28 protein-coding genes are annotated in these 25,472 nt (G+C 62.5%); 15 read left to right on the top strand and 13 right to left on the bottom strand.

What is annotated here, in order from left to right; all coding sequences use genetic code 11:
• The first annotated feature begins 2 nt into the window (after positions 1-2).
• From FHU29_RS19000 to FHU29_RS18985, 4 genes are all read left to right on the top strand, one after another.
• Positions 3-938 (top strand): ATP-binding cassette domain-containing protein, encoded by a 936-nt coding sequence (locus tag FHU29_RS19000; RefSeq protein ID WP_183377620.1) that lies wholly within the window; start codon positions 3-5, stop codon positions 936-938.
• On the top strand, positions 931-1,677 hold the full coding sequence (locus FHU29_RS18995) for an ABC transporter permease (RefSeq protein WP_064442573.1): 747 nt from the start codon (positions 931-933) through the stop codon (positions 1,675-1,677). Before FHU29_RS19000 ends, FHU29_RS18995 begins: the two co-directional genes overlap by 8 nt.
• 79 nt (positions 1,678-1,756) lie before the next feature.
• Positions 1,757-2,281: a 2'-5' RNA ligase family protein gene (locus FHU29_RS18990; RefSeq protein ID WP_064442574.1), complete on the top strand. Its 525-nt coding sequence runs from the start codon at positions 1,757-1,759 to the stop codon at positions 2,279-2,281.
• A 44-nt stretch (positions 2,282-2,325) separates the two neighbouring features.
• Entirely contained in the window at positions 2,326-4,143 is a 1,818-nt protein-coding gene (locus FHU29_RS18985) for a long-chain-acyl-CoA synthetase (RefSeq protein WP_064442575.1), read from the top strand.
• A 66-nt stretch (positions 4,144-4,209) separates the two neighbouring features.
• Here the strand turns inward: FHU29_RS18985 and FHU29_RS18980 are convergent, their stop codons facing one another.
• The 6 genes from FHU29_RS18980 to FHU29_RS18955 all read right to left on the bottom strand — a co-directional run bounded on the left by FHU29_RS18980 (position 4,210) and on the right by FHU29_RS18955 (position 9,050).
• Entirely contained in the window at positions 4,210-5,223 is a 1,014-nt protein-coding gene (locus FHU29_RS18980) for an alpha/beta hydrolase (RefSeq protein WP_064442576.1), read from the bottom strand.
• A gap of 227 nt (positions 5,224-5,450) precedes the next feature.
• On the bottom strand, positions 5,451-5,597 hold the full coding sequence (locus FHU29_RS18975; RefSeq protein ID WP_157095427.1) for a hypothetical protein: 147 nt from the start codon (positions 5,595-5,597) through the stop codon (positions 5,451-5,453).
• A gap of 127 nt (positions 5,598-5,724) precedes the next feature.
• The gene (locus tag FHU29_RS18970) at positions 5,725-5,916 is read right to left on the bottom strand and encodes a hypothetical protein (protein WP_064442577.1); all 192 of its coding nucleotides are present in this window, start codon (positions 5,914-5,916) and stop codon (positions 5,725-5,727) included.
• A 524-nt stretch (positions 5,917-6,440) separates the two neighbouring features.
• Entirely contained in the window at positions 6,441-7,097 is a 657-nt protein-coding gene (locus FHU29_RS18965; protein WP_064442578.1) for a DUF3239 domain-containing protein, read from the bottom strand.
• A 60-nt stretch (positions 7,098-7,157) separates the two neighbouring features.
• Positions 7,158-8,162 carry an ABC transporter ATP-binding protein gene (locus tag FHU29_RS18960; protein WP_064442579.1) on the bottom strand — a complete coding sequence of 335 codons (1,005 nt, stop codon included), beginning with the start codon at positions 8,160-8,162 and terminating at the stop codon, positions 7,158-7,160.
• A 117-nt stretch (positions 8,163-8,279) separates the two neighbouring features.
• Positions 8,280-9,050 carry a TetR/AcrR family transcriptional regulator gene (locus FHU29_RS18955; protein WP_157095325.1) on the bottom strand — a complete coding sequence of 257 codons (771 nt, stop codon included), beginning with the start codon at positions 9,048-9,050 and terminating at the stop codon, positions 8,280-8,282.
• Positions 9,051-9,191: 141 nt separating this feature from the next.
• Between FHU29_RS18955 and FHU29_RS18950 the strand changes: the two genes are divergently transcribed.
• Complete coding sequence (locus tag FHU29_RS18950; RefSeq protein ID WP_083962474.1) at positions 9,192-10,181, top strand: ATP-binding cassette domain-containing protein; 990 nt, start codon at positions 9,192-9,194, stop codon at positions 10,179-10,181.
• Complete coding sequence (locus tag FHU29_RS18945) at positions 10,178-10,990, top strand: ABC transporter permease (RefSeq protein ID WP_064441913.1); 813 nt, start codon at positions 10,178-10,180, stop codon at positions 10,988-10,990. Before FHU29_RS18950 ends, FHU29_RS18945 begins: the two co-directional genes overlap by 4 nt.
• Before the next feature lie 5 nt (positions 10,991-10,995).
• On the opposite strand, the gene FHU29_RS18940 is transcribed toward FHU29_RS18945, so the two are convergent.
• Complete coding sequence (locus FHU29_RS18940; RefSeq protein WP_064441927.1) at positions 10,996-11,595, bottom strand: TetR/AcrR family transcriptional regulator; 600 nt, start codon at positions 11,593-11,595, stop codon at positions 10,996-10,998.
• Between the two features lie 74 nt (positions 11,596-11,669).
• On the opposite strand from FHU29_RS18940, the gene FHU29_RS18935 reads away from it, so the two are divergent.
• Positions 11,670-12,581 carry an oxidoreductase gene (locus FHU29_RS18935; protein WP_064441912.1) on the top strand — a complete coding sequence of 304 codons (912 nt, stop codon included), beginning with the start codon at positions 11,670-11,672 and terminating at the stop codon, positions 12,579-12,581.
• Between the two features lie 62 nt (positions 12,582-12,643).
• Here FHU29_RS18935 and FHU29_RS18930 read toward each other — a convergent pair whose 3' ends face one another.
• Both FHU29_RS18930 and FHU29_RS18925 read right to left on the bottom strand, forming a co-directional pair.
• Positions 12,644-13,843, bottom strand: a complete 1,200-nt coding sequence (locus FHU29_RS18930) for a fatty acid desaturase family protein (protein ID WP_064441911.1) — start codon at positions 13,841-13,843, stop codon at positions 12,644-12,646.
• Between the two features lie 28 nt (positions 13,844-13,871).
• Entirely contained in the window at positions 13,872-14,990 is a 1,119-nt protein-coding gene (locus tag FHU29_RS18925; RefSeq protein ID WP_064441910.1) for a ferredoxin reductase, read from the bottom strand.
• Positions 14,991-15,343: 353 nt separating this feature from the next.
• On the opposite strand from FHU29_RS18925, the gene FHU29_RS23405 reads away from it, so the two are divergent.
• From FHU29_RS23405 to FHU29_RS23395, 3 genes are read left to right on the top strand one after another with little or no spacing between them, the layout of a single operon-like run.
• On the top strand, positions 15,344-15,574 hold the full coding sequence (locus FHU29_RS23405; protein ID WP_232323049.1) for a hypothetical protein: 231 nt from the start codon (positions 15,344-15,346) through the stop codon (positions 15,572-15,574).
• Positions 15,481-15,774 carry a GTPase RsgA gene (gene rsgA / locus FHU29_RS23400; protein ID WP_074390917.1) on the top strand — a complete coding sequence of 98 codons (294 nt, stop codon included), beginning with the start codon at positions 15,481-15,483 and terminating at the stop codon, positions 15,772-15,774. The genes FHU29_RS23405 and rsgA overlap by 94 nt, the downstream gene beginning before the upstream one ends.
• A 49-nt stretch (positions 15,775-15,823) precedes the next feature.
• Positions 15,824-16,012 carry a hypothetical protein gene (locus FHU29_RS23395; protein ID WP_064441909.1) on the top strand — a complete coding sequence of 63 codons (189 nt, stop codon included), beginning with the start codon at positions 15,824-15,826 and terminating at the stop codon, positions 16,010-16,012.
• A gap of 24 nt (positions 16,013-16,036) precedes the next feature.
• Here FHU29_RS23395 and FHU29_RS18915 read toward each other — a convergent pair whose 3' ends face one another.
• Genes FHU29_RS18915 through FHU29_RS18905 form a run of 3 tightly spaced genes read right to left on the bottom strand, consistent with a single transcriptional unit; the run spans position 16,037 to position 22,004 of the window.
• Positions 16,037-17,710, bottom strand: coding sequence for a DNA repair helicase XPB (locus tag FHU29_RS18915; RefSeq protein ID WP_064441908.1), 1,674 nt, complete (start codon positions 17,708-17,710; stop codon positions 16,037-16,039).
• A gap of 59 nt (positions 17,711-17,769) precedes the next feature.
• Positions 17,770-19,659 (bottom strand): propionyl-CoA synthetase, encoded by a 1,890-nt coding sequence (locus tag FHU29_RS18910; protein ID WP_064441907.1) that lies wholly within the window; start codon positions 19,657-19,659, stop codon positions 17,770-17,772.
• Positions 19,660-19,673: 14 nt separating this feature from the next.
• Positions 19,674-22,004, bottom strand: a complete 2,331-nt coding sequence (locus tag FHU29_RS18905; RefSeq protein ID WP_064441906.1) for a helicase-associated domain-containing protein — start codon at positions 22,002-22,004, stop codon at positions 19,674-19,676.
• Between the two features lie 81 nt (positions 22,005-22,085).
• On the opposite strand from FHU29_RS18905, the gene FHU29_RS18900 reads away from it, so the two are divergent.
• From FHU29_RS18900 to FHU29_RS18880, 5 genes are all read left to right on the top strand, one after another.
• A complete protein-coding gene (locus FHU29_RS18900; protein WP_064441905.1) occupies positions 22,086-22,271 on the top strand; it encodes a hypothetical protein in 186 nt (61 codons plus the stop codon).
• Positions 22,272-22,286: 15 nt separating this feature from the next.
• Positions 22,287-22,784: a cyclic pyranopterin monophosphate synthase MoaC gene (moaC, locus tag FHU29_RS18895; RefSeq protein WP_423785886.1), complete on the top strand. Its 498-nt coding sequence runs from the start codon at positions 22,287-22,289 to the stop codon at positions 22,782-22,784.
• Positions 22,781-23,254: a MogA/MoaB family molybdenum cofactor biosynthesis protein gene (locus FHU29_RS18890; protein ID WP_064441903.1), complete on the top strand. Its 474-nt coding sequence runs from the start codon at positions 22,781-22,783 to the stop codon at positions 23,252-23,254. Before moaC ends, FHU29_RS18890 begins: the two co-directional genes overlap by 4 nt.
• Entirely contained in the window at positions 23,244-23,720 is a 477-nt protein-coding gene (locus FHU29_RS18885) for a molybdenum cofactor biosynthesis protein MoaE (RefSeq protein ID WP_064441902.1), read from the top strand. The genes FHU29_RS18890 and FHU29_RS18885 overlap by 11 nt, the downstream gene beginning before the upstream one ends.
• A 101-nt stretch (positions 23,721-23,821) precedes the next feature.
• On the top strand, positions 23,822-24,955 hold the full coding sequence (locus FHU29_RS18880) for a DICT sensory domain-containing protein (protein ID WP_232323047.1): 1,134 nt from the start codon (positions 23,822-23,824) through the stop codon (positions 24,953-24,955).
• Positions 24,956-24,986: 31 nt separating this feature from the next.
• Here the strand turns inward: FHU29_RS18880 and FHU29_RS18875 are convergent, their stop codons facing one another.
• Positions 24,987-25,382: an STAS domain-containing protein gene (locus FHU29_RS18875; protein WP_064441900.1), complete on the bottom strand. Its 396-nt coding sequence runs from the start codon at positions 25,380-25,382 to the stop codon at positions 24,987-24,989.
• Between the last annotated feature and the right edge of the window lie 90 nt (positions 25,383-25,472).

The raw sequence follows: 25,472 nt of genomic DNA, 5'->3' as shown, positions 1-25,472 counted from the left end.
TAATGTGCGAAGTCATTGGCCTTCGCAAAACCTATGGTGGCCTTGACGTGCTCAATGGGGTCGACTTTTCCGTTGCCCGGGGCGAAATCTTCGCGCTGCTCGGTCCCAATGGCGCGGGAAAAACAACCACCGTACGAATCCTCGCGACCCTTGCGCGGCCCGACAGTGGAAGCGCGCGCATCGCCGGCTTAGACGTCGAGCGCGACCGCCGACTCGTCAGGCGCGAAATCAGCCTGACGGGGCAGTATGCAGCGCTCGACGGCATGCAAACGGGGGAGGAGAACCTCCGCATGATGGGCCGCCTCGCCGGACTCTCACGAGCGCAAGCGCGGCAGCGCGCCAGCGAACTGCTCGCACAGTTTGAATTGACCGAGGCTGGACGCCGATTCGCGAAGACATATTCAGGCGGGATGCGCCGGCGCCTCGATATCGCCGCTGGGCTCGTCGGTGCGCCGACAGTAATCTTCCTCGACGAGCCGACGACTGGGCTTGACCCGCGAAGCCGGAAAACCATGTGGGACATCATCGCGAAGCTCGCAGCTTCCGGCGTCACCATCGTCCTCACTACGCAGTACTTGGAGGAAGCAGATCGCCTGGCTGACCGGATCGCTCTCATCGACGGCGGCCGGATTGTCGCTGAAGGCACTCCGGCGGAACTGAAACGGCGAGTGGGGGAGCAGCGGCTCGACGTCCGGGCCCCGAATCGCGAGGCCTTCGCCCGCATGGCCGCATCCGGCTCACACATCGCCGCCGACGAGGGCGCGCTCAGACTCAGTTACGCAACCGACGGCGCCTCCCGTCACGTTCGTGAACTCCTCAACGACATCGACCCGGGGAACAACGATGTCCACGAGTTCACAGTCCACCAGCCAACTCTCGACGATGTGTTCCTCACCTTGACCGGTCACGCAGCAGTGAAGGAGAAAGCCCATGTCTAGCGTGACTGTGATGGTGGAGCGCAATGTCCGGCTGAGCAGCCGGAACTTCGAGGCGCTGCTGACATCGGTGATGTTGCCGATCCTGATTCTGGTGCTGTTTGTCTACCTCTTTGGTGGCGCGATCCAGACCGGCACAGCCGAATACGTCGACTACGCCCTCCCTGGCGTTCTGTTGCTCTGCACCGGTTTTGTTTCGGCACTGACAGCAACTCGGGTGAGCGAAGATTTGCAGCAAGGCATTGTTGACCGCTTCCGCTCGCTCGACGTGGGAGGCGCCGCGATCCTCGGCGGACATGTCGCGGGCAGCATGCTGCGCAACGCGGTCTCAGTGACCTTGCTGATTGCGGCGGCACTGCTCATTGGGTTCCGCCCGTCCGCGACGCCACTCGAATGGCTGGCCGTCATTGGTGTGCTCGCCCTGTTCATTTTCGCGATCTCCTGGGCCGCAGCGGTGTTCGGACTGTTGGCGAAGACGCCGGAAGGTGCCGCGGGATTCCAGTTCTTCGTGATGTTCCTGCCCTATCCGAGCAGCGCGTTCGTGCCCGTCGAGACGATGCCAACGTGGCTGCATGGGTTCGCGGAGAACCAGCCGGCCACACCCGTCATCGAAACGGTGCGGGGACTGCTGATGGGCACACCGATTGGTGCAAGTGCGGCGCTCGCCGTTGCGTGGTGCGTGGGGATCAGTGTGACCGCGATCGTTGTCGCTGCGCTGCTGTTCCGGCGCCGTGTGGGCTGACCGTCACGGATCGTGAAGGAATTTCCCTCTGTCAGGGGGTAATTCTTTCACGATCCATTGGGCCGCTACTGTCACTGGTGTGGCGCTCGCGGTGTGCCTGCTTTTCGACGCGGCATCGGAACGCACGGTCCGCACATTGTGGCGCCGTGCGGAAGAACTCGGTGTGCCCACCTTGCTGTCGCATACGCACAAGCAGCACCACCCGCACCTGTCGTACGTGGTGATGCTCGAATGGGACCACAAGAAGGTTGAGCGGGAACTCGCCGCTATAGAGCCGCGCGGTCCGTTCACGCTCTGGTTCGACGCAGTGGGAGTCCTGCGCCGCGGGCGGGTGTGCCTGATGCCCGCGCCCACAGCCGATTTGGCCAATCGGCAACTCCGCGCACTCGATGCTGTCGAGAGTGCAGGAGCGCTGGTCCACAAGCACTATGCACGTGGGCGATGGCTGCCGCATCTCTCCATCGCGACGCGCGCGACGCGCGCTCAGGTGCCGGACATCTCGCATATGCTGTCCGACGTGTTGCCACTCAGCCTCACTGTGACAAGTGCAGCCCTGATCGACTCGGCAACAGGCCAGCTCTGGACTTTGCCAGGCGTTTTGTGACTCCATGTTTCCTCCCGCTAGGGACGCCCGTAATGTGACGTTGCATGGAGCACAAGTCAAAGTCGACAGTCCGTCGGGTCGGGATTACCGATGTTGTGAAGGCCGCTCCGGCGCTCATCCCTGATGCGCCGAAGATGCTGAAAGGCGCGGTCGGGCTCGTCACCGTCACAGGAAGTACGAAGAACTCGCTGGGCCTGATCTTCCAGAAAGCGGCCGCCAAGAATCCTGACCGGCCGTTCCTGCGTTTCGAGGGGACCGACATCACGTACGGGGAAGCTAACCGCCTCGTGAATCGGTACGCGTCGGTGTTCGCGCAGCATGGGGTGGGGCGCGGGTCGGTTGTCGGTATTCTCGCGTCGAACCGGCCGCAGACTCTGCTCGCCGCCCTCGCTGCCGTCAAACTCGGCGGCACGGCGGGGATGCTGAACTACAACCAGCGCGGTGACGTCCTCAACCACAGCCAGAAACTGCTCGGCAGCACGGTGCTGGTGGTGGGGGCGGAGTCGGCTGAAGCGTTCGAGTCGCTGCCCCGAGACGAGGTTGAAGGTGCGGTGATTGGGCTGCGCAACGGTGACACCACGCTCGACGGCGCTAATGACCTTGATGACCTCGCCGAAGGCGCTTCCGACGCGAACCCCGCTGAATGCGCCGAGGTCACGGCAAACACGAAGGCGTTCTACATCTTCACGTCAGGTACGACGGGCATGCCGAAAGCCAGCACGATGTCGCACATGCGCTGGATGAAAAGCATGTACGGGCTGGGCGGGCTCGGAGTACGCCTCAGCGGGGACGACGTCCTCTACTCATGCCTGCCGCTCTACCACAACAACGCGTTGACGGTGTCGCTGTCGTCGGTGCTCAACGCGGGCGCGACCCTCGCAATCGGCCGGTCATTTTCGGTGTCGCGGTTCTGGGACGAGGTCAACGAATCGAACGCGACAGCGTTCTGCTACATCGGTGAACTGTTGCGGTACCTGCTCAACCAGCCTGAACGCCCCGCCGAGCGGCAGCACAAAGTCCGCGTGATCGTCGGAAACGGTTTGCGCCCGGAGATCTGGCAGGAGTTTCAGGAGCGGTTCGGGATCGAGCGGATCGCCGAATTCTACGGTGCGAGTGAATGCAACCTGGCGTTCGTCAACGCCCTCAACATCGATAAGACAGCAGGCGTGTGCCCGCTCCCGTTCGCGATCGTCGAGTACGACCAGGCGACGGAGAAACCGCACCGCGGTCACGACGGCAAACTCCGGAAAGTGAAGCCGGGGGAGCCGGGGCTGCTCATCACGAAGATCACCAGCCGTGCACCATTCGATGGGTACACCGACCCGGATGCGTCGGAAAAGAAGGTATTGCGCGACGCATTCAAGAATGGTGACGAGTGGTTCAACACGGGTGATCTCGTGTACAAGCAGGGGCTTTTCCACATCGCGTTCGCGGACCGGCTGGGGGATACGTTTCGCTGGAAGGGCGAGAACGTCGCGACCACTGAGGTCGAAGGGGCTCTCGGCAGCTACAAGGGTGTTGACCAGGCCGTCGTCTACGGTGTGGAAGTTCCCGGCACTGACGGCAAAGCTGGTATGGCGGCGATCAAACTTGCTGACGGCGCGGACCTTGACCCGAAGGCGATCGCCGGCCACCTGATTGACTCATTGCCGAGTTACGCGGTGCCGCTGTTCATTCGCGTGATCGGGGAAGTGGAGCAGACGTCGACGTTCAAGAGCCGCAAGGTTGAACTGAAAGACGAGGGTTACGACCCAGACAAGGTGTCGGACCCGCTGTATGTCCTCGCAGGTAAGGACAAGGGGTATGTCGAGTACTACCCCGAATACGCGGATGAGGTTGCCTCCGGCAAGGTCCGCATCTGAAAGTAAGCACAGCGAAAAGGGGCGCCCCGGGGAATCGTCCCCGTGGCGCCCCTTCTGCGTTCTAGGTCAGGCGCCGATCGCCTGCGCGATCATCGGCCATGAGTCCTTGAGGTCGTCTTCCCAGTAACCCCACGAGTGGGTGCCGGTGGGACGCCAGTTGAAGTGCGCCGGGATGTCGAGCGACGCGAGCCGTGCCTGCAGGTTGACCGTGCAGGGGATCGTGGCCGCTTCGATGATGCCACCGACCACGATCTGGTTGGCGAGTGTCACCGGGTTGCCACCAACGAGAGGTGCGTCGATCACGTCGTGATGGCCGGGGAGTCCCGTGCCATTGGAGACGTAGATCGCGGTGCCGCGCAGCTTCTCGGCGTTGAGGACGGGATCGTTTGCGCGCCAGCCGGGTCCGTCATACGGGCCCCACATGTTTGTTGCGTCAGCCTGGCCGCGGCCCTCAACGACAGTGCGGATATAGGCCTGGCCCAGAGGATCGGAGGTCTGCGCGCAGCCACTGTACGATCCGACGGCTTTGAACAGGCCGGGACGGGCGATCGCGAGGTTCAGCACGGATGTCGCCGAGGTCGAGAGACCCGCGATCGCGTTGACACCGTTCGCGCCCAGCGCGGCATCAATGACCGGCGGCAGTTCCTGTGTGATGAACGTCGTCCACTTGTGACGCCCCAGTTCCGGATCGTCGCGCTCCCAGTCGGTGTAGTACGACAACATGCCGCCGATGGGGGTGATGACGTTGACGTTCTTGTCGGCGAAGAATTCGTCCGCGTCGGTGCGCAGCGACCAGGTGGCGCTGTCCTCGCCGCCACCCGCTCCGTTGAGCAGGTAGAACGTAGGACGCGGGACGCTGTTATCCGCGGGGGTCATAACCTCGACCGGGATGGTCTTGTTCATCGACGGCGAGTACACGTTGACCGTCAGCTTGCGCGGGCCCTCTTGCACAGTCGATGTGACGTAGGCGCCGGACGTCTGCGCGGTGGCGACGGAAGCGGTCATCGTCATCGGGGCAGCTACGAGAGCAGCAGCGGCAAGTGTCGTGACAAGCTTGCGTCGGAACGTCGTTCGGCGCATGAAAACCTCACCTTGGTGCGTGACATAAGGATGTGTCGGGATCGTCGTACTTGTGTACGAAACGAACTTTAAGGGATTACTCAGGTTCTCGCGACATGTTGGTCAAGATTGGTGACACACTGTGCCACTTGACAACCGCGGCGAGCGGGCCCGGAGACATGCAATACGCCAATGTAGTGAGACCCACCTCTGGGGTGGGTCTCACTACATTGGCCGGCTAAGACGTGTCAGCCGAAGAAGCTGAGGAGATCGTTGACGAACAAAACGAACTCCATTGCGCCGCTGATGCCGCCGAAGATGTCGGAGATCGAGAAAGAAAGCTCGGAGCTGGTCTCGAGCGAACCGCCGATTTCAGCGAGTGATTCAAGGCTCATGGTGTGTCCATCCTTGGGTGGTGAGTGTCGTTGCGAGAGTTACATTTAGGCACGAGGCCGTTAGATGCTGCGTGGCCCTCCAGCACGCGAAGTGCTGAAGGGCCCACAAGACCGTTAGGTCAGCAGATCAGGAGATGCTGCCGTTGCCGCCGAAGTAGTCAACCGAGCCGATGAAGCCCCAAGCGCCACCACCGTCGGCCAGGCCGCCTTCTTCGAACCCGCCGATGAGGTCGGCCGAACCGCCTTGGAAGTCACCCAGGCCGCCGAAGAATGCGCCGAGGTCTGCAAGTGCACCGGCGAACGTTGCGAAGTCTTCCATTGTTACTCCTTGGTTTGGATCGAACTAACCGGGCCAGGCTTCTGGCCCCCGGAGATTTTTCTACACGACTTCTTAAACGATTGGGGAGCTACGTTTAGAGAGTTAACGTACTTGACCATACTTGTTTGTGTGATCAGCGTCACTTAATACTGACAATAGAGTTCAACTAGCTGCGGGTTTTCCCGTGATTAACTTCCCGTTCACGGAACGGTTTGTGATGATCGTCACGCAGGATATCTGGGTTATTTAACGCGGGATTCACACAGCGATCACCGCAGGTCATGGCGGTATCGACCGTTGGCCGCAGCCTCGCGGCTGAGTGTTCAACTTCCAGGCGGCTTCACGATGTCCCATATGCCCGTAAGACAATGAATGCATATGGAAAAGAATGGTGATCCAGCGCGCGATGTTGCAGGGTTGTGATCTGCAGCCCTGGGCGAGCGAAATCGCGTCACACATCACATATTCAATCGCGAATTGTTCGACATTACAAAGGCTGCAACGGGATTCGTTCCGGCGGTGGTCTACCTGAGGTCGGCCGGAAGTTCAGATGCGCTCAGAGTCAGGTATCCGCGTGACTTCTCTGCTTCTTCCCCGCGCTTGACGTTCTTCTCGAGGACGATCCACTCGGACTGCGATATCGCGCGCTGCGCACGCTTGAGGACCTCTTCGTCGCGCGCGGCCCACGCGATCGGCACCGGCTGGACACGCTGCCAGTACTGGGACATCTTCGACGCGTCCGTCACGGCGACGCAGGGGACACGCTCGCCGACTTTGACGCGGTGTCCGGGCAGGTTCTGTGCGCGGCGGGGGACTAGCGCCCACCGTGGTTCTTGCGAGCGGTCGCGGGTCAGGTTGACGAGCGCCATCATCGTGAATCCGCGAGGGCGCACAGCGGTGACAACTGCAGGCACGAGTTCGTGCTCGCTGTACATCTTCTTGAGGTCAGTGGCCCGTTGCGGTGCGACGATGCCTGCGTAAGCGCACGCGAGGGCCGCGACGATCAGGACGATTGCGGTGATGATCGCCCAGGTCTGGCCGACGATGAACAAACCGATCGCGCCGCCCACCATTGCTACCGCGAATATGCCGGCGGAAACCTGCAGGCGCCGCAGTTCGGCGAGTTGTTCATTCACCCGACGGGCATGGGGGATGTCGACAAGGAAGTCCAGTGTTCGCACAATCCCACAGCCTACTTGCCGCGACCGCTGTCTGCGGCCGCGGCAATCCCGGTGCCCTGCTCAGGAGGCCTGTTGCGATGCTTCGTATTCGCGGAGTTCTTCAAGGATCGCGCGGCGGGCAGGCTCGGGCAGATCATCCATCAAATGCCGGACCCGCTCCCGGCGGCGCAACTCACCCTGACGCACCGGCATCCCCGGCGTCGGACGGATCTGCGGAATCACCCCACGCACATCCTCATCCGGCGACCCGTCACTATGACCGGCCTCCGCCATCGCCGCCTCCGCCGCCATCGTCGCCTCGTCCTTCTCCTCCGACATCCCGATCGGACCCAGACGACGACCATTCAGGAACTGCCCCACCACCGGCTCATCACTCGTCAGCAGCACCTCACGCGGACCAAACATCACCAGATGCTTCCTAAACAGCATCCCCAAGTTATCCGGCACCGTCCGCGCCATATTGATGTTGTGCGTCACGATCAGCACCGTGCAGTCAATCTGCGAATTGATATCCAGAATCAGCTGCGACAAATACGCCGTCCGCACCGGATCCAGACCCGAATCCGGCTCATCACACAACAAAATCTCCGGATTCAGCACCAACGAGCGCGCCAGCCCCGCACGCTTACGCATCCCGCCCGAAATCTCACCCGGAAGCTTGTTCTCCGCACCCAGCAGACCCACAAGCTCCATCTTCTCCATCACGATCTGACGGACCTCAGACTCCGACTTCTTCGTATGCTCCCGCAACGGAAACGCCACATTGTCATACAAATCCATCGACCCGAACAGCGCACCATCCTGAAACAGCACACCGAACATCTTCCGCACCTCATACAGCTCCCGCTGCGTGCACTGCAAAATATCCGTGCCATCAATCACGATCGATCCCCGCTCCGGGCGGATCAAACCAATCAGCGACTTCAAAAACACCGACTTACCCGTACCCGACGGGCCCAGCAGCGCACTCACCTCCCCAACAGGAAGCGTGAACGTGACATCAGACCAGATGTTCTGCGAACCAAAGGTCTTCGTCAGACCCTCGACAGCGACCTCGACACCCACTGAACCTCCCAGGTTCCTGTCCGTATACGGACGTTAAGCACTATTTGCAGTCAGTGCAGTGAACTCAGGGTAGAGGACTAATGAGACGTGCAACACCCCCACCGTGCGGAATGGCGGTTAACTTGAAGCGACGCGCACCGCAACGCCGTCGAGGAAGATGCCGAGGGTCTCGTGGAAGGCTGCTTCGAACGAATCGGCCTCACCTTCGGTGCTGAACGCACCCGCGTCGAGGGCCGCCTGGAGTGCGGGGAACTTGGAGGTGTCCATGACCGCGAGCAGGCTTGGCCCCTGATGTTCCCACCACTGCTCGATTGTCATGCCGGTCTCGGCCACAAAAGTGAGGTTTTCGATGGAAGCGCGGGCAGCCCCGCGCACGATGTATTCGATTGCTCCATTGATCGCGACGGCGGCATCAGGTGGAAGGCCGGCTTCAAGCACAGTTGCGATGCCAGCGTTGAAGCGTTCCATTGCTATTGGGCCGGGTGAGACAAAGTCCAGTGGCAGGCTGAGCATCCAGGGGTGTCGGTGGTAGAGGCGCCACTGTTCGTGCGCCATCGCCTCGAGTTTGTCGCGCCATCCGCCTTCGATCCCAGAAGCGCTTGTGGTTTCGCTGTACAGGCGCTCGATCATCAGCGCGGTGAGTTCCTCTTTGCCGGGGACGTAGCGGTACAGCGACATTGTGCCCAGTCCGAGCTCATCGGCGAGGGTGCGCATCGAGAGGGCCTCGATCCCGCGAGCGTCCGCGAGAGATATTGCGGTTGCGACAACCTCGTCCCTGGTGAATGCTCGCTTTGGGCCGCGTTTACGTGTTGGCTCCGGGCTCCAGAGCGTCGTGACGATGCGCTCGAGCTGCGTCTTTAGTTCTGCGCCTGAGGAGGGGGTGGGCACGGCAACCTTCCTGGTCCAGCTTGACGATCCAAAACCGAGTATGGTGTACTCGGTAATTACAAAGTACACTGTACTCAGTTAACTTCTACTCTACATCCAGCATCAAACTCTTGGGGGAGCGTCATGGGGCAACCTGCCCATATGATCCGTGCGCGCGGCCTCGTCAAAACCTTTGGCGAAGTGCGTGCACTTGATGGACTCGATCTTGATGTGCCTGAAGGAAGTGTGCTCGGACTCCTGGGGCCGAACGGCGCGGGGAAAACCACCGCGGTCCGCATTCTCACCACTCTGTTGACACCCGACAGTGGCACCGCAGAAGTAGCCGGCGTCGACGTGCTCGCAGACCCGTACGGTGTCCGGGCGCGCATGGGCCTAGCAGGTCAGTACGCCGCCGTCGACGAGCACCTCACTGGCTTCGAGAATCTCGACATGGTCGGTCGCCTGTATGGCTTCGACCGCAAGCGATCCCGTGCGCGGGCTAGGGAGCTCCTAGAGCGGTTCGGGCTCGCGGACGCCGGCGACCGGCCCTCGAAAACCTATTCAGGTGGTATGCGACGCCGGCTTGACCTTGCCGGTGCGCTCGTTGCTAAGCCTGCGGTGATCGTCCTTGACGAACCAACCACCGGTCTCGATCCGCGCAGCCGCAACCAGATGTGGGACGTCATCCGCGATCTCGTCGCGGGCGGCGCGACAGTGCTGCTCACGACGCAGTACCTGGAAGAAGCGGACGTTCTCGCCGACAACATCGTGGTGATCGACCACGGCCATGCCATCGCCGAGGGCACCGCTGACGAACTGAAACGCCAAATCGGCGGGGAACGCGTGGAACTCGTGATTGAGAACAACGCAGACATCCCGACCGCACAGGCGGCAATAGACGCAATCGCCACCGGTGAAGTGCATGTCAGCAACTCGGGACGGTCCTTTAGCGCTCCCGTTAGCACTGGGCCCGAGGCGCTCATGCACCTTCTGCGCGCGCTCGACGGCGAAAAGGTCAAAGTGCTCGACGTCGGACTGCGGCGCCCCACACTCGACGACGTCTTCCTGTCGCTCACCGGTCACGCCGCCGAAACCAGCGACGAACAAGACAACGCTGACAATGAACCTGCCAGCCAGGAGGCACGCCGATGACCTCGACACCCACTCTGAAGCGCACCTTCACCGACAGCGGTGTCATCGCGAAACGCAACCTGATCAAGATCAAGCGTGTGCCGGAAATCCTGGTATTCGTTCTGATCTCGCCGGTGATGTTCGTCCTGCTCTTCGCCTATGTATTCGGCGGTGCGATCGATCCCGGAGGGGACATTCCCTACCGAGAGTTCCTGATCGCCGGCATCTTCGCGCAGACTGTGGTGTTCGGCGCGACGTTCACCGGTGTCGGCCTCGCAGAGGATATGCAGAAAGGCATCATCGACCGATTCCGGTCGCTGCCGATGTCACGCTCAGCCGTCCTCATCGGCCGGACAGTGTCAGACATCGCCTACAACCTCCTGTCGATCGCCATCATGGCACTGGCCGGTTTGGTGGTGGGCTGGCGGATCCGAGGCTCCATCCTCGACGCGATCACCGCGTTCCTGCTCCTGTTGATATTCGCGTACGCGGTCAGCTGGATCATGGCTTTCGTGGGGCTCATCGTGCCGAGCGTGGACGTCATCAACAACGCGTCCTTCGTGGTGATCATGCCGCTGACGTTCATTTCCAATGCGTTCGTCCCGCTTGAGTCGTTCCCGCCCGTGCTGCGTACTTTCGTCGAGTGGAACCCGGTTTCCGCCGTGACACAGGCAGTTCGGGAGCTGTTCGGCAATGTCGACCCGAACGTGCCAGTCCCGGACGTGTGGTCGATGCAGAACCCGGTCCTGTACTCGTTGATCTGCGTCGCAGTGATCCTCGCGATCTTTGTGCCGCTTTCGGTGAACCGGTACAAGGCGACAAGCAAGTAGCACCGTCAGGTTCGGGGGCTAAGGCCGTTCATGATCTGTGTGATGACGTCTCCCAGCATGGTCTCGGCCAGTGCGGCAGGGACAAGCCCTGAGCTGACGAAGCTCGCCATGCCGTGGATCGTGGCGAACGAGGCGAAGCCGATCGCAGTCGGGTCCCCGTCGATCACTTCGCCGTTTCCCTGTCCATCGGCAATCAGCGCGACGGGAACTGAGAATGCCCGCTCGGCGGCGGCGGGCAACTCAGTCCCCGCTGCGGGATTGTGCTTCCGGGCGAACATCAACTCCAGCAGCGCGGCATTCTCGGTCGCAAACCGCACATAAGCTCGCGCAACCGACTCGAGCCGCTGCATGAACGACCCCTCAGAAACCGCCTCGGTGAACACGGCGCCAAGGCGCTCAAATCCTGTCAATGCTATCGCGTCCAGAAGTGCCTGTTTGTCGCGGAAGTGCCTGCTCGGGGCCCCGTGGCTGACGCCGATGTCCCGCGCGAGCTGGCGTAGCGAGAGGCCATCGACACCAGACTCCCGCAGCGTCTGCTCGGCGCGAGTCAGGAGTTCGCCACGCAGATCGCCGTGGTGGTAGGAGCGGGGGCTGGACAACCTCATGATCACTGAGAATACCCGAATCGAGCGCAAATGTGGGCATTGACTACTTTGTAGTCATTGTCTACATTTGAACCATGACGAAATCCTCCTGGACCCCAGCAGAACTTCCCTCTTTCGACGGCAGGACCGTCGTAATTACTGGCGCGAACAGCGGCATCGGCCTGGCGGCGGCCAATGAATTGGCCCGCGTCGGCGCCCGCGTCGTCCTGGCCGTCCGCGATAAGGACCGAGGTGCGGCTGCGGCCGCCACCATCACAGGCACCACCGAAGTCCGTGCGCTCGACCTCGCTGACCTCGCCTCGGTTCGCCGCTTCGCCGATGAATGGACCGGCCCCCTCGATGTGCTGGTGAACAACGCGGGCATCATGATGCCGCCCGAAGGCAAGACCAAAGACGGGTTCGAAACCCAGATCGGCACAAATCATCTCGGCCATTTCGCGCTGACCAACCTTCTGCTGCCGCACATCACTGATCGTGTCGTCACTGTCGCTTCGGCGGCGCACCGACGTGGCACGATCGACCTTGACGACCTCAACTGGGAAACGCGCGCCTACAACCGCGTAGCCGCCTACGGACAGTCCAAGCTCGCCAATCTGCTCTTCAGCCTCGAACTGCAGCGTCGCCTCACTGAGGCCGGCTCCCCGGTCCGGGCCCACAACGCGCACCCCGGCTGGTCCGCAACGAACCTGCAGTCCCATTCCGGAAACCGCCTGTACGACGGCCTGATGAACCTCGGCAACAAGCTTTACGCTCAGGACGCCGAAGCAGGCGCCGCGCCCACCCTTTACGCGGCGAGCCAGGACCTGCCAGGTGCTAGCTACGTCGGCCCAGACGGCCGCTGGGAGCTGCGGGGCAACCCCAAACTTGTCGGACGTTCACGCGAGGCGCGTGATACGGAACTCGCGAAGAAACTGTGGACCGCTTCCGAAGAGCTGACAGGTGTGCGGTTTCCCGCCGCCGCAGTGAGTGGTGGCCAGTCCGAATAGAAGTGACAGCAATGCACAAAGCCGGGCCCGCTGAACGGGCCCGGCTTTGGTGTCTGCCTGTATTACGAAGCGGCGCCGACGAGTTCCTTGTTCCGCTCGACCGTGCTAAGCGGGGTAACCGTCGTGTTCTGGACAGCCGCGGGAGCATTCGCCTTGGTGCGCTTGCCGATGAACGGCAGCTTGTTGACCAGTGGCAGCTCATCCGGAAGGGAGTATCGGAAGATCTTCTTCCAGACACTTCCTAGTTGCCGGGCCATGGAAGCCTCGTGGTAATCGATGCCATAGCGGTCGCAGATCTCGCGCACCTCGACGGCCATTTCCGCGTAGCGGAAAGCGGGGATGTCGGGGAACAGGTGGTGCTCGATCTGGTAGCTCAGGTTGCCTGAGAGGACGTTGACCCACTGGCCACCAGTGAAGTTCGCGGAGCCGAGGACCTGGCGGTAGTACCAGCCCGCGTGGCTCTCGTCCTGAGTCTCTTCAATCGAGAAGGTCTGGACTTCCTCGGGGAAGTGGCCACAGAAGATCACCGATGACGCCCAGAGATTACGCACGATGTTGGCGACGGCATTGCCCGCGAAGGTGAAGGGCGCTCCGGGACCTGAGAGGAGCGGGAAAATCACATAGTCCTTCAGTGCTTGCTTGCCAGCCTTGTCACGGAAACGCGCGAAGCCTTCCTTCGCGTCCGCCCAGGACTTCTCACCACTGATGATCTTCTCTGACTCAAGTTCCTGAAGGGCGGTGCCCCACTGGAAGAAGGTCTGCAGCAGAGCCGCGAATACGGGGTTCAGCAGCCAGATGGGGTGCCACGGTGTTTCATCGGTGACGCGCATGACGCCGTACCCGGTTGCATCATGGTCTTTGCCGACAACGTTGGTGAACGTGTGGTGGATGTAGTTGTGGGTGTACAACCAGCTATCGCCGTGGATCGTGTTGTCCCATTCGAAGTTCTTCGAGGTGAGCGCCGGATCCTGCATCCAGTCGTACTGGCCGTGCATGACGTTATGGCCGATTTCCATGTTGTCGATGATCTTCGACAACGACAGCGCTGCGACTCCACCGAGCCATGCAGGCGGGAGGAAACCGAAGAAGAGAAGCCCGCGGCCAGCGACTTCGAGTTTCTTCTGCAGTGTGACAACACCACGGATGTATTCGGCATCCCGTTCGCCGAGATCGGCGACTACGCGGGCACGAAGCGCGTCCATCTCCTTGCCGAACGCTTCGATCTGCTCGGGGGACAGCTTCTTAAGGTCATTTGCAGACATGGGGTTCTCCCGGAATGGTCTAGAAGGATCAGAGGTCGATGGAGACGTCGCCGACAGGCTCGGAGACGCAAAGCTTCACGCTGGTATCGCCATCGCTGCAGACGTCACCAGTCAGGACATTGCGGGTGGTGCCGGAGTCTTTCCGGCGTACGCACGAGAAGCAGATCCCCATGCGGCAGCCGTATTCAGGTGTGAGGCCAGCGTCCTCGGCCTGCTCCAGGATGGTCCGTCCACTGTTGGCGACGGTGGTTCCTGTTGCGGAGAAAACGAGTTCACCGGCAGCGTCCTCGCTGCTGACGGTGCGCACAGGCGCGGTGAACTGCTCGAGGTGCAATTGGTCCGTCAGACCCTCGTCCTCGTACACGGCACGGACGGCATCCATGAGCGGCAGCGGCCCACAGAGGAAGGTTTCCGCTTCCGCGTAGTGGCGATCAGCGGCGAGCAGGTGCTCTTTGCTGAAGTAACCGTGCAAGTCACCGCCATCTTTTTGCTCCGTGTAGGCGTGCACGATGTTGATGGACTCGTACTTCGCCTTGATCTCTTCGAGTTCGCGGCGGTAGATGATGTCATCTTCGGTGAACGAGTAGTGCAAGAAGGTGATCTTGCCGTTGAAGGCCTTATCGGTCAGAGTCCGCAGCATCGACATGACCGGAGTGACTCCGGAACCACCGCTGATCAGCAGGATTCGGCGGGGATGCGGGAGCGGCAAGACAAACTCGCCCTGCGCTGGCGAGATCTGGACGATCATCCCAGGCTCGGCCTGGGCTTGGAGGTGCCGCGAGACGAGGCCGTTGGGATCAACCTTGATGGTGAGTTCGATCCGGCCGTCACGGCGGAATTCGGAACAGGCTGGTGAGTAGCAGCGAGTGCGGCGAACACCGTCGATCTCGACTGAGAGGCGGACGAACTGTCCGGCGCGGAACCCAGTCCAGTTTGAGTTCGGCCGCAATGTCAGCGTGACGCTATCTGCGGTTTTCCGTGCAACGTCGGTGACCTCAGCCCGGATCTCGGTTCCTGACCACAGCGGATCGATCATCTCGATGTAGCGGTCAATTCCGTGCGGGGTAGTCGCGGCCTTCACCAGAGAAGAGCTCAACACACGACGGCCGAGTCTTGATGAAGTGAGAACCTGCGCGCCGAGTGTCATCGATGACTCCTGTTCGGTGAACGTCTGTACACTGAAAGACACTAGAGGCGCCCGTGTAAAAGAGCAAGTAAATCGTGTGTGACCGTCAATACAGTGGACGGAGATGCGCTCCTCGGGTGAACGCTTTGCGTGGTCAGACAATAATTCGCTGGCGGCTCCGTTTGCCGCGTGTTAGCTTCAATCGTCCGTATCTGACCTGAATTGCGAGAAAGGGAGGTGAGTTGATGTTTGCCGCGAAGACCGCTGCCATGCGCAGCGCCCGGACCATCCTCACGTCCCGGGCCCCGGCCTGACGCGATCTCCTTACCGGTAGACCGTGCTCGAGCGGGGCTCCTTCATTCAAGGGTCTCATCGTGCATTCACCTCACAATCCTTTGTCTTCCCCAGCGCTGTCCGCACTCGGCTGGGACGAGACGTTCGCAGCGCTGTTCACTGAGCACGCCGCTGCCGGCCTGGTACCAGCCCGAGTTGCACGGGTCGATCGCGGCCTGTGCGACACCCTCACCGCCGTCGGTCCGGTGCGCGCCGACTCGCGGCCAACGTCGACACCGTCGTCGTCGCGGTCTCGCTCGCGGCACCAGTAAACGCGGGCAGGGTCGAGAGGTTGCTCGCACTCGCCTTCGACAGTGGCGCCCGGCCACTCATCGTGCTCACCAAGGCGGATCTGGCCGAACCCCCCCCGGGACGGGCGAAGCGGTGGTGGCGTCCCTGGCTCCAGGTGTGCAGGTGCTTACCACCAGCGCCGAAAGCGGTGCTGGCCTCGATCTGCTCTCCACTGCCGTGACAGGCACTGCGGTGCTGCTGGGCCCCTCCTCAGCGAACCCGGGTGCGCGGTGCAGCGCGCGGTCGTGGCCGGCGAGTTGAGCCTGGACCGGCTCGACCGCTATCGCAAACTGCTGCGCGAAAGCGAATGGGCCGCCACCCGCGGCGACGCCCGCCAGGCAAGTAAACGCCGCAAGACAGACAAGGCAATCACGCGGGAGTTGCGAGCGATGTACCGATTCCGTGGCCGCCAGCGCTGACTAGCTACCCCAAGGAAAGGAGTCTCACTCCTGCCCGGTGAGATCCCCGATCGCTGGCCCAAGCAGGTCATCTGCGTCGACGATCCGGTAGGCGTACCCCTGCTCGGCGAGGAAACGCTGCCGGTGGGCCGCATATTCGGTGTCCAGGGTGTCCCGCGAAACCACGGAATAGAAGTGGGCCTGGTGCCCATCTTTCTTCGGGCGCAGCAGCCGCCCTAGTCGCTGTGCCTCTTCCTGGCGCGATCCGAACGTGCCAGAAACCTGCACGGCCACGGAGGCTTCGGGGAGGTCGATGGAGAAGTTCGCGACCTTGCTGACGACAAGTGTCTGGATCTCACCGCGGCGGAACGCATCGTAAAGCGCTTCCCGCTCCTTGTTGCGTGTCGAACCCTGGATGACGGGTGCATCGAGTTCAGCGCCGAGTTCTTCGAGTTGGTCGATATAGGCACCGATGACCAGCGTTGGAGCGTCGGGATGCTTCTCCAGAATCGCCTTCACCACCGCCACTTTGGTGTGCGCGGTGGAGCACAACCGGTACCGCTCCTCCGGCTCGGCCACGGCATAGGCCATACGTTCCGCCTCGGTCAGGGTGACGCGCACCTCGATGCAGTCCGCCGGCGCGATCCAGCCCTGGGCTTCGATGTCCTTCCATGGGGCGTCGTAGCGTTTCGGCCCGATCAGGGAAAACACGTCACCCTCTCGTCCGTCTTCACGCACGAGCGTCGCCGTGAGGCCGAGCCGCCGCCGCGACTGCAGGTCCGCGGTCATCCGGAAAACCGGTGCAGGCAGTAGGTGCACCTCGTCGTAGATCACGAGGCCCCAGTCACGCGAATCAAACAACTCCAGGTGCTTGTATTCACCTTTGGTGCGCCGGGTGATCACTTGGTACGTCGCGATCGTGACCGGGCGGATTTCCTTCTTCTCGCCCGAGTACTCGCCGATTTCCTCTTCCTTCAGCGACGTGCGGGCGAGCAGTTCACGCTTCCACTGACGTCCCGCGACCGTGTTCGTCACCAGAATCAGGGTCGTCGCCTGTGCTTTCGCCATCGCTGCCGCACCGACGATTGTCTTGCCGGAGCCGCAGGGGAGGACCACCACGCCGGAGCCGCCATCCCAGAATGAGTTCGCGGCCATCCGCTGATAATCGCGCAGCTCCCACTCGCCGTGAGTTTCGAGCGCAATCGCGTGGGCTTCGCCATCGACGTACCCGGCAAGGTCATCGGCGGGCCAGCCAATTTTCAGCAGCATCTGCTTGAGCCGTCCACGCTCGCTCGGATGCACGATGACGGTGTCGTCGTCGACCTTTGCCCCGAGCATGGGGGCGATTTTCTTGTGGCGCAGTACCTCGGTCAGTACGGCGCGGTCCAGACTGACGAGCGTGAGCCCGTGCGCGGGGTGCTTCACGAGTTGCAGCCGCCCGTAACGGGCGATCGTGTCCACGATGTCGACGAGGAGCGGCTGCGGCACCGGGTAGCGGGAGAAGCGGACGAGCGCGTCGACCACCTGCTCAGCATCGTGGCCCGCAGCGCGTGCATTCCACAGCGCCAGTGGCGTCACCCGATACGTGTGTACATGCTCAGGCGCGCGCTCCAACTCAGCGAACGGCGCGATCGCCGACCGCGCCTGCTCCGACAGGGGGTGTTCGATCTCCAGCAGCAGCGTCTTATCGGACTGAACGATCAGCGGACCGTCGGTCACGGAAATCTCCCTCATCTAAGTCAAATGGAGCCAAAGATTCCATTGTCCCGAAAACTGCGCTAGCGGCCAAGAATGGGGCGCAACCGGTCGAGAACTCCTGGGTCCTCGATGGTTGAGGGGAGTGGCTCATCTCGGCCATCCGCGATGCCGCGCATCGTCTTACGCAGGATCTTGCCCGACCGCGTTTTCGGCAGGGCCGGGACGATGTCAACCAGCTTGAACACCGCGACAGCGCCGATTTGTTCCCGGACCGCGGCTACGAGTTCTGCCCGCAGCTGCTCCGGCTCGATCTCCACTCCCGCTTTCAGGACGACAAGGCCACGTGGGACCTGCCCTTTCAGTGAATCGGTGACACCGATGACGGCACACTCAGCGACTGCAGGGTGTGAGGCGATGACCGCCTCCATCGACCCCGCCGACAGTCGATGCCCTGCGACATTGATGACGTCGTCGGTGCGGCCCATCACGAACAGATAGCCGTCCGCGTCGATGTAGCCACCGTCGCCAGTGAGGTAGTAGCCGGGAAAAGCAGAGAGATACGCCGCCACATACCGGTCGTCATCACCCCACAAGGTGGGCAAGGTACCCGGGGGGAGGGGTAGTTTGACGCAAATCGCGCCTTCTTCGTCCGGCGCGCATTCCTCGCCGTTCGGGCGCAGCACGCGGACGTCGTAGCCGGGCACCGGGACGGTAGGGGAGCCAGGTTTGATCGGCATGGGCTCGAGCCCCATCAGGTTGGCTGCGATCGGCCAGCCTGTCTCGGTTTGCCACCAGTGGTCGACGACGGGAATTCCAAGCTGCGTCGCCGCCCAGTGGTAGGTATCGGGGTCCAGGCGTTCGCCCGCGAGGAACAAGCAGCGCAGCACTGAGATGTCGTACTTCGCGAGGTATTCGCCGTTCGGGTCTTCTTTGCGGATCGCGCGGAACGCGGTCGGTGCAGTGAACAGCGCTTTCACGCCGTACTGGGAGATGACGCGCCAGAACGCGCCTGGATCGGGCGTGCCGATCGGTTTGCCTTCGTAAAGAACAGTGGTCGCACCAAGTAGGAGCGGCGCGTACACGATATAGGAGTGGCCGACGACCCAGCCGATGTCGGACGCAGCCCAATAAACGTCGCCCGGCTCGATTCCGTAGATGTTGCGCATACTCCACAGGAGCGCCACCGCATGCCCGCCATTGTCGCGGACGATACCTTTCGGTTTGCCCGTCGTACCCGATGTGTAGAGGACGTACAGGGGGTCCGTCGCGGCGACGGATACGGGGTCAGCAGCAGGGGCGTCTGCCACGACGTCTGCCCAGTCGAGATCGCGGCCAGCTTCGAGGTCGGCGGTCAGCTGCTCACGCTGCAGAATGAGACAGTGCTGTGGTGCGTGCGTCGCGAGTTCGAGGGCCCGATCCAGCATGGGCTTGTAGGGGACGACGCGTGCCGGTTCGATGCCGCACGAAGCGGAAACGACGACCACTGGCTGCGCATCGTCGATGCGCGCCGCGAGTTCGGCCGGCGCGAACCCGCCGAACACCACCGAATGGACCGCTCCGAGCCGCGCGCACGCGAGCATCGCGATGACTGCTTCGGGCACCATCGGCATGTAGATGACCACCCGGTCGCCTTTGACGACCCCTAGCCGCCGGAGGGTGCCAGCGCACCGCGCGACCTCGTCGAGCAGTTGGGCGTAGGTGTAGGTGCGGTCGCTTCCGGTCACAGGTGAGTCATAAATGAGGGCTAGCTGATCGGCCCGGCCCGCGGCGACGTGCCGGTCGAGAGCATTCGCGCAGGTGTTCAGCTCCCCGTCGGGAAACCACCGGTAAAACGGTGCGTTCGCGTCATCGAGGACTTGATCAGGTTCCCGCGTCCACGTAACCGCCCGGGCGGCCGCACGCCAGAAGGAGTCGGGATCAGCAATGCTCGCTCGGTGCGCCTCCGCGTAAGCTCCTGCCGGTATTGCCATAGCGACCTCCTTGGTTAGTTATCAAGTAGCTCGACAGAACTCATGCGAGCAAGAGAGAAGCGCCGAACGGTATCTGCGGTGGGATCAAAGGCATGTAACTGGCCGGCCTGCAGGGCGACCGGCTCGACAACGCGGACGCCCGCTGTGCCCTGCGCGTCGACAAAACTGATCAGCACCTTGCGTTGTGCGCGGACCGCAAGTTGCAGCAACGCCACGGTCGCGGCGGTACTGCCTGACGCGGACGCGTGAGCCTTGGCAGAACGCCCAGAGGAGCGCCCAGCGGTTTGTGCTGACGCGGCGCGCAGCCCTTCGACCACGCTGACGAGTTGTTCATGCTTCGGAACCGGGACTCGCCGCTGCACGGGTACCGGCTTGTTGCGGCGCGCCGGGAGCCGGATGCCCCGGGGACGCAAGTCGATAATGTCTCCGCTCTCATCCTCTCCGGCCGGCGTGAAACCGGCCGACCGCAACTGTTCCAGCACGGTCCCCAGCGTTGCCTGAGTGACCGCGACAGTCGGCGCGAGGGCACGGAGTCCCAGTTCCGCAGCGGCAGCGGAGGCCAGCACTTCACGCATCAGTCCGGGGTCTTCGCAGCGAATAAAGGACGTCGCCACCCCGGCGCGCAACTGTCCGTGACGACGCGCCGTGTCATCGATCATGTAGGTCAGCGCTTGCGGCACCGGGGTGCGCGAATACTTGTGGAACAGCGTGTGCAGGGCGGTCGTGGACATCCCGCTGTCGAGCGCGCGCAGCACACTGTGTTCAGTGATGCGATACACCGTTGCGGCGCCCGTCGACTCCACATCCGCGACGAGATTGATCTGATCATGAAGGTCCGGGATCAACGGACCGGGTGCCACCACTGTCAGATCTGCCTGCACGAGCACGTGGTCGAGTGGCGGTGGCAGCAGCGGCTCCATGATGTCCGCGAGATCGGGAAGGTCTAGGTCAGTGAGCAGCATGCGCCCTGGAGTGGAGAGTGCACCACCCACGACCAGTCCCAGCGCCGATGCTTCAGCAAGCGTGTTCGCTACTGCTTGCGCACCGAACCGGCGGGCCGCGCGCGGGCGCAGCCACATGAGGAGCCGTTGCGCGTCCTCGGGCGAAAGCACGGGGCTTTCCGGTCCGTCAGGGGTTGGCGCGCACATCCAAATCGACAAAATGTGCCGCCGATCGGCTTCGGCTGTGTGCGAGACGATGTCGTCTGAGAGCGCCGCGGCTGGCTTGTCGGTGGGACCGCGCCAGCCGATCAGCCATGGCCGACGGCTCATCGTCAGCCACGAGCTCGCCACCTTGGCCCACCGCGTCGCCGTGTCCGCGTCAAGCCATGCATCGACGATCTCGGCCGGAGCCCATACAGGGTCGCCGGAAGACAAGTAGCCCTCACCTTTGACAACTAGCCCGGCCGCGACAAGCACTTCGATGACCAGGCCCGTGCGTTCTTCAGTTAGTCCCGCTGACTTCGCGAGCCGCCGCAACTCCCGCACGCCAAGGCCACCGGCCTTCAGGTCTGGAGCGGGTGCCATGCCCAGGGCCTGAATTATTGCCGCACAATCGCGGAGAAAGTCCATCGCTTCACCAGCAGCGGAGGCATCCGTGGTTTTCTGGTTGCGCGTGTGCGGGTTTGCCTGGGGAGCCGTAAGCACGTGCGGGTCGAGCGGCGCCTCACCACGGATGACCTGTCCGACATGGAACGGCAGCTCCACTGTGTGGTCGTCGATGCGCGCGAGCAGCCCCGCGGCTATCAACTGGGGGATCGGACGTTCGGCGGGCGCGTCGGGTGCGGCATCACGCGTCGACCCGAACGGTGTGCCGTGGGCGAGCTTCTCCACAATCGCGCTCTGCTCAGGGGGCAGCGCGCGCAACAGGTCTGGAACTGTTTTCAGCGCCGCGACCCCGGGCAGCGTAGTCAATCGGCCGATCCGCCACGGAACAGCATCTGCGGCACCGTCAATGAGCCGTAAACCTTGATTGCCGTTGCCACCCCACACGATGGCGCGTACACGCAGCCAGTCGAGTCTCGCGTCGATTTCCCCGTTCAGTCCCGGACTGGAGAGTTTCGCGAACATATCGAGCAGTTCCTCGCGGGAAACCGCGTGATCGGCTGCTCGCAGCAGCGCAAGCGCCTCGATCACCGACAACGTCAGCATGTCTGCCTCGTCGGTCGCACGCTGCACCGACGCGCGCAGCCGCACCCTGTCAGACAGCACAGACATGTTCAGCGGGGGCGGCACAGCCAGGTCAGGACGGTGCGTCAGCAGCGCGACAAGCTCCTTGTCGCTCAGCTCCGCGAGCCACGCGCTGAACCCAGAATCCCTGGTCGATCGTGAAGTCGGTGATGTCATCGCATACCAGAGTAGAGAGTTTCGACACACGAAATGCGACCTCGGCTGCGCGCGCGATAACCGAGCTGTCAAAATGGACACGTGGCAGATAAGAAGAAGAACATGTATGTCGATCCGGGCTGGCCAGCGGTCGCCGATGGCGATCACGCGGTTACTGAGCTCTCCTCGGACCGCGCAGGCGGTCTTTCACCGTTCGGGGAGACCACTTTTCCTCTTCCGGCGGAGGAGCTTCACTACGTGCACCCGTACACGGTCGTCAATCGCTGACCGTGCGCCGTACCGGTGAATGACCTGAATTCGCCTGAAGGCGAGCCCCGGCTCACCCATGTGGATAGCCGGGGCTCCGCCCGAATGGTGGACATAAGCGAGAAGTCCGAAACTGCGCGTCGCGCGGTCGCTGCTGGCCGATTCGAGACGACGTCGGCGGTTCTCGAGCTTCTCGCGAGTAACGGCTTGCCTAAAGGGGATGCGCTTGCGACGGCGCGCATCGCCGCAATCATGGCTGCGAAGAAAACCCCTGATCTGGTGCCGCTATGCCACCCCATCCCGCTGTCAGGTGTAACAGTCGAGTTTGATCTTGGCGATAACTACATTGACGTCACCGCGTCCATCAAAACCACAGGCCGTACAGGGGCGGAAATGGAAGCCCTGACAGCCGTGGCGGTCGCCGGTCTCACTCTGCACGACATGGTGAAGGCCGTCGACCCGGCAGCCACGATGAACAATGTGCATGTCGTCTGCAAAGAGGGCGGCAAAACGGGAAGGTGGGAGCGGCCGTGAAAGCCGCCGTTATAGTTGCGTCCACTCGGGCAGCGGAAGGGGTCTACGCGGATCGCACGGGTCCGGTGATCACAGAGTGGCTACTCGGCCGCGGTTTCGCTGTTGACGACCCGGTCGTCGTGCCAGATGGTGAGGCGGTCGGTGAGGCGATGCGTTCCGCGCTCACTCAAGGCTGCGGCGTCATTCTCACGACCGGCGGTACTGGCCTCACCCCGAACGACGTCACGCCCCAGCAGACCGCGGAGTTGCTTGACTACGAGATTCCAGGTGTTTCCGAGGCGATCCGGCGTGCCGGGATCGCCAAGGTACCCACAGCCATTCTGTCGCGCGGGCTCGCTGGAGTATCGGGCGGAGCCCTGATCGTGAACCTCCCTGGCTCCCGTGGTGGTGTCAGCGACGGCCTTTGTGTTCTCGATGGGATTCTTGAGCACGCACTCGATCAGATCAAAGGTGGCGGACATGGCGACTGAGAACCATTGCTGTTCCGGACGTAAAGGACCCCTCGACCACACGCCTGATGTGCGGAGGGCGGCAGTGACTGAGGCGCGTCTCGACGTCACTGAACATGAGGCGCTCGTTGCTGACTCCGCTGCAGGCGCGGTCGTGAGTTTCGCAGGAGTCGTCCGCGACCATGACGGTGGCAAGGAAGTAGCGCGCCTCGAATACTCCGCTCACCCCACCGCAGGTGCGGTGGTGGAACGCGTTGCCGCGGACGTCGCGGCGAATGCGCTGGGAGTGCGCGCCATCGCCGTCAGCCACCGCGTAGGCCCACTCGAGATCGGTGATGCTGCCCTGGTGTGCGCGGTCGCGGCTGACCACCGCGCCGAGGCGTTTTCGACGTGCGCGGAACTCGTCGAGCAGATCAAAGCGCATCTCCCGGTGTGGAAGCGCCAAGTGTTCCCCGACGGCACCGATGAATGGGTCGGCTGCGCGTAGCCCAGGCTTGTGCCGCAGAGGCTTTCTTGCCACAGTGAATTGTGTTTGTCAGCGCGCCTTCTGGTGCAGCAACGTCTGAAACTAGCGGCATCCTAGTCGAAGTGGTGTACGCGCCCATACGCAGGCTTTACGACGGTGTGCTCACGGCATTCGATGTTCAGTTGCGCGGACCCGCCGGGAGCACGTTCGCCGCGCCTCGTGCCCTACGCGAAGCAGCACGGTCCATGCAGGAAACTAAAGCTCTCGACACGATCAAGCTGTCGGCGGGGCTAGCCGAGACTGAAGTCCCGGCGCTGCTCACCATTGACCTCGATGCGCCCCCAGCCGCTGCGCTTCCGCCCACTGCACACCAGGTCGTCACGATTACGCACGACGCGTTCAGCGCCCATCCCGCTCAGGCGTTACAGGCTGTGACTGCTGCGCGGAACGACGGTCGTCTCGTTGCGCTTGATTCGGTTGGTTCGACGCCCCGATCGCTCGCTCTGCTACCGCTCCTTGAACCGGACATCGTGATCATGTCCCCGGACCTCATCCATCGCAGGCCAGATGCCGATATTTCACGAGCGGTCCACGGCATAGCGAGCTGTGCGGAGCTGCGCGGCGCGGTCATAATCGCGGACGGCGTGGATTCTGAGACGCAGCGGCGGCGCGCTGCCGCAATGGGTGCGGCGTTCGGGATGGGGGAGCTGTATCCACCGGTTTCGGCGCTGCCACAGCTCAACTCGGAAGCATGTTTACCTTTGGTGTTTCCCGCTTCCGGCGGTCCGAACCCGCCAAGCCGGACACCGCACGAAATCGTGTCGGAAATCAGGACGCCCCTGCGCAGCGCCAAGCAGCTTCTGATCGAAATGAGTATCGGGCTAGAGTCGCTCGCCGCTGGTCTCGGGGCAGAAGCGTTGTGCCTGGGCACGTTCCAGCACGCGGCGAACTTCACGCCGAAAACCGCGTCACGCTGGCAGAATCTCGGCCGAAGAGTCGCCTTCGCTGGGGTGTACGGCACGGGGATGGGGCTATTCGCGGAGCATGGAGTGCACCGCGCCCCGCTTGATCCGAATGATCCGCTCGTCGACGAGTGGAACGTGATCGTCCTTTCGCCCCACTTCGCCTGCGTGCTGAGCGCACTGGACCTGCACAGTGACGGCGCGGAACGCGACCGCGAATTCGACTACATCGTGACCTACGACCGTGAAGTCGTGGCACGTTGCGCACGAGCGGTCCTGGAACGTTTCGACTGACCGCCACGCGCTGGGCGATTTACTGGGCGGTTTACTGGGCGATTAAAGCGAGTCGCCGACGAGAGACGTTCGAACGTTCTGGTGCTTCCGGAAGGTCGTGACGCACAGCTATGGTGCCGCGGCGGCCCGCGAGCGCGAACATGTCTCTCAGGTACTCGCCGGCGATGACCGTGACGGCTGTGTTCCGGAAAGCTGAGCGCCGGTTCAATTCCGTGAGCGCACGGACCGCCGAGATCGAGCAGAAGTGAATGCGGCGCATGTCGATGAACAACCGGTCGATCCCGCCGATCAGCGCGAAAGTATTGAAGAGCCGGGGCAGGGACAGGGCATCGAGGGTGCCGCTGACAATCAGCAGTATCGATTCGTCGGCGCGCTGCTCGATCGACAGGGTGAGGTCTTCGCTGGTGGCAGGTTCGATAGCGTTCATGACTGAAAGGTCCCTTCGTGCGGCGTGATCGCGGGCGGAATGCCCTGCGGGGTCCTGCTGTGCACGCCCCTAACAATGGTCGGTGAAGGT

Origin of the sequence: Hoyosella altamirensis (genome assembly GCF_014191505.1) — a bacterium.
Classification (GTDB): Bacteria; Actinomycetota; Actinomycetes; order Mycobacteriales; family Mycobacteriaceae; genus Hoyosella; species Hoyosella altamirensis.
Note: the sequence above shows the minus strand (reverse complement) of the source record. Positions and strands in the feature narration are given on the sequence as shown.

Coding starts and splice junctions, on each gene's coding strand:
- FHU29_RS19000 (WP_183377620.1), top strand. CDS start 3: ATGTGCGAAGTCATTGGCCTTCGCAAAACCTATGGTGGCCTTGACGTG.
- FHU29_RS18995 (WP_064442573.1), top strand. CDS start 931: ATGTCTAGCGTGACTGTGATGGTGGAGCGCAATGTCCGGCTGAGCAGC.
- FHU29_RS18985 (WP_064442575.1), top strand. CDS start 2,326: ATGGAGCACAAGTCAAAGTCGACAGTCCGTCGGGTCGGGATTACCGAT.
- FHU29_RS18980 (WP_064442576.1), bottom strand. CDS start 5,223: ATGCGCCGAACGACGTTCCGACGCAAGCTTGTCACGACACTTGCCGCT.
- FHU29_RS18975 (WP_157095427.1), bottom strand. CDS start 5,597: ATGAGCCTTGAATCACTCGCTGAAATCGGCGGTTCGCTCGAGACCAGC.
- FHU29_RS18970 (WP_064442577.1), bottom strand. CDS start 5,916: ATGGAAGACTTCGCAACGTTCGCCGGTGCACTTGCAGACCTCGGCGCA.
- FHU29_RS18950 (WP_083962474.1), top strand. CDS start 9,192: ATGATCCGTGCGCGCGGCCTCGTCAAAACCTTTGGCGAAGTGCGTGCA.
- FHU29_RS18945 (WP_064441913.1), top strand. CDS start 10,178: ATGACCTCGACACCCACTCTGAAGCGCACCTTCACCGACAGCGGTGTC.
- FHU29_RS18940 (WP_064441927.1), bottom strand. CDS start 11,595: ATGAGGTTGTCCAGCCCCCGCTCCTACCACCACGGCGATCTGCGTGGC.
- FHU29_RS18935 (WP_064441912.1), top strand. CDS start 11,670: ATGACGAAATCCTCCTGGACCCCAGCAGAACTTCCCTCTTTCGACGGC.
- FHU29_RS18930 (WP_064441911.1), bottom strand. CDS start 13,843: ATGTCTGCAAATGACCTTAAGAAGCTGTCCCCCGAGCAGATCGAAGCG.
- FHU29_RS18925 (WP_064441910.1), bottom strand. CDS start 14,990: ATGACACTCGGCGCGCAGGTTCTCACTTCATCAAGACTCGGCCGTCGT.
- FHU29_RS18910 (WP_064441907.1), bottom strand. CDS start 19,659: ATGGCAATACCGGCAGGAGCTTACGCGGAGGCGCACCGAGCGAGCATT.
- FHU29_RS18905 (WP_064441906.1), bottom strand. CDS start 22,004: ATGACATCACCGACTTCACGATCGACCAGGGATTCTGGGTTCAGCGCG.
- FHU29_RS18885 (WP_064441902.1), top strand. CDS start 23,244: ATGGCGACTGAGAACCATTGCTGTTCCGGACGTAAAGGACCCCTCGAC.
- FHU29_RS18875 (WP_064441900.1), bottom strand. CDS start 25,382: ATGAACGCTATCGAACCTGCCACCAGCGAAGACCTCACCCTGTCGATC.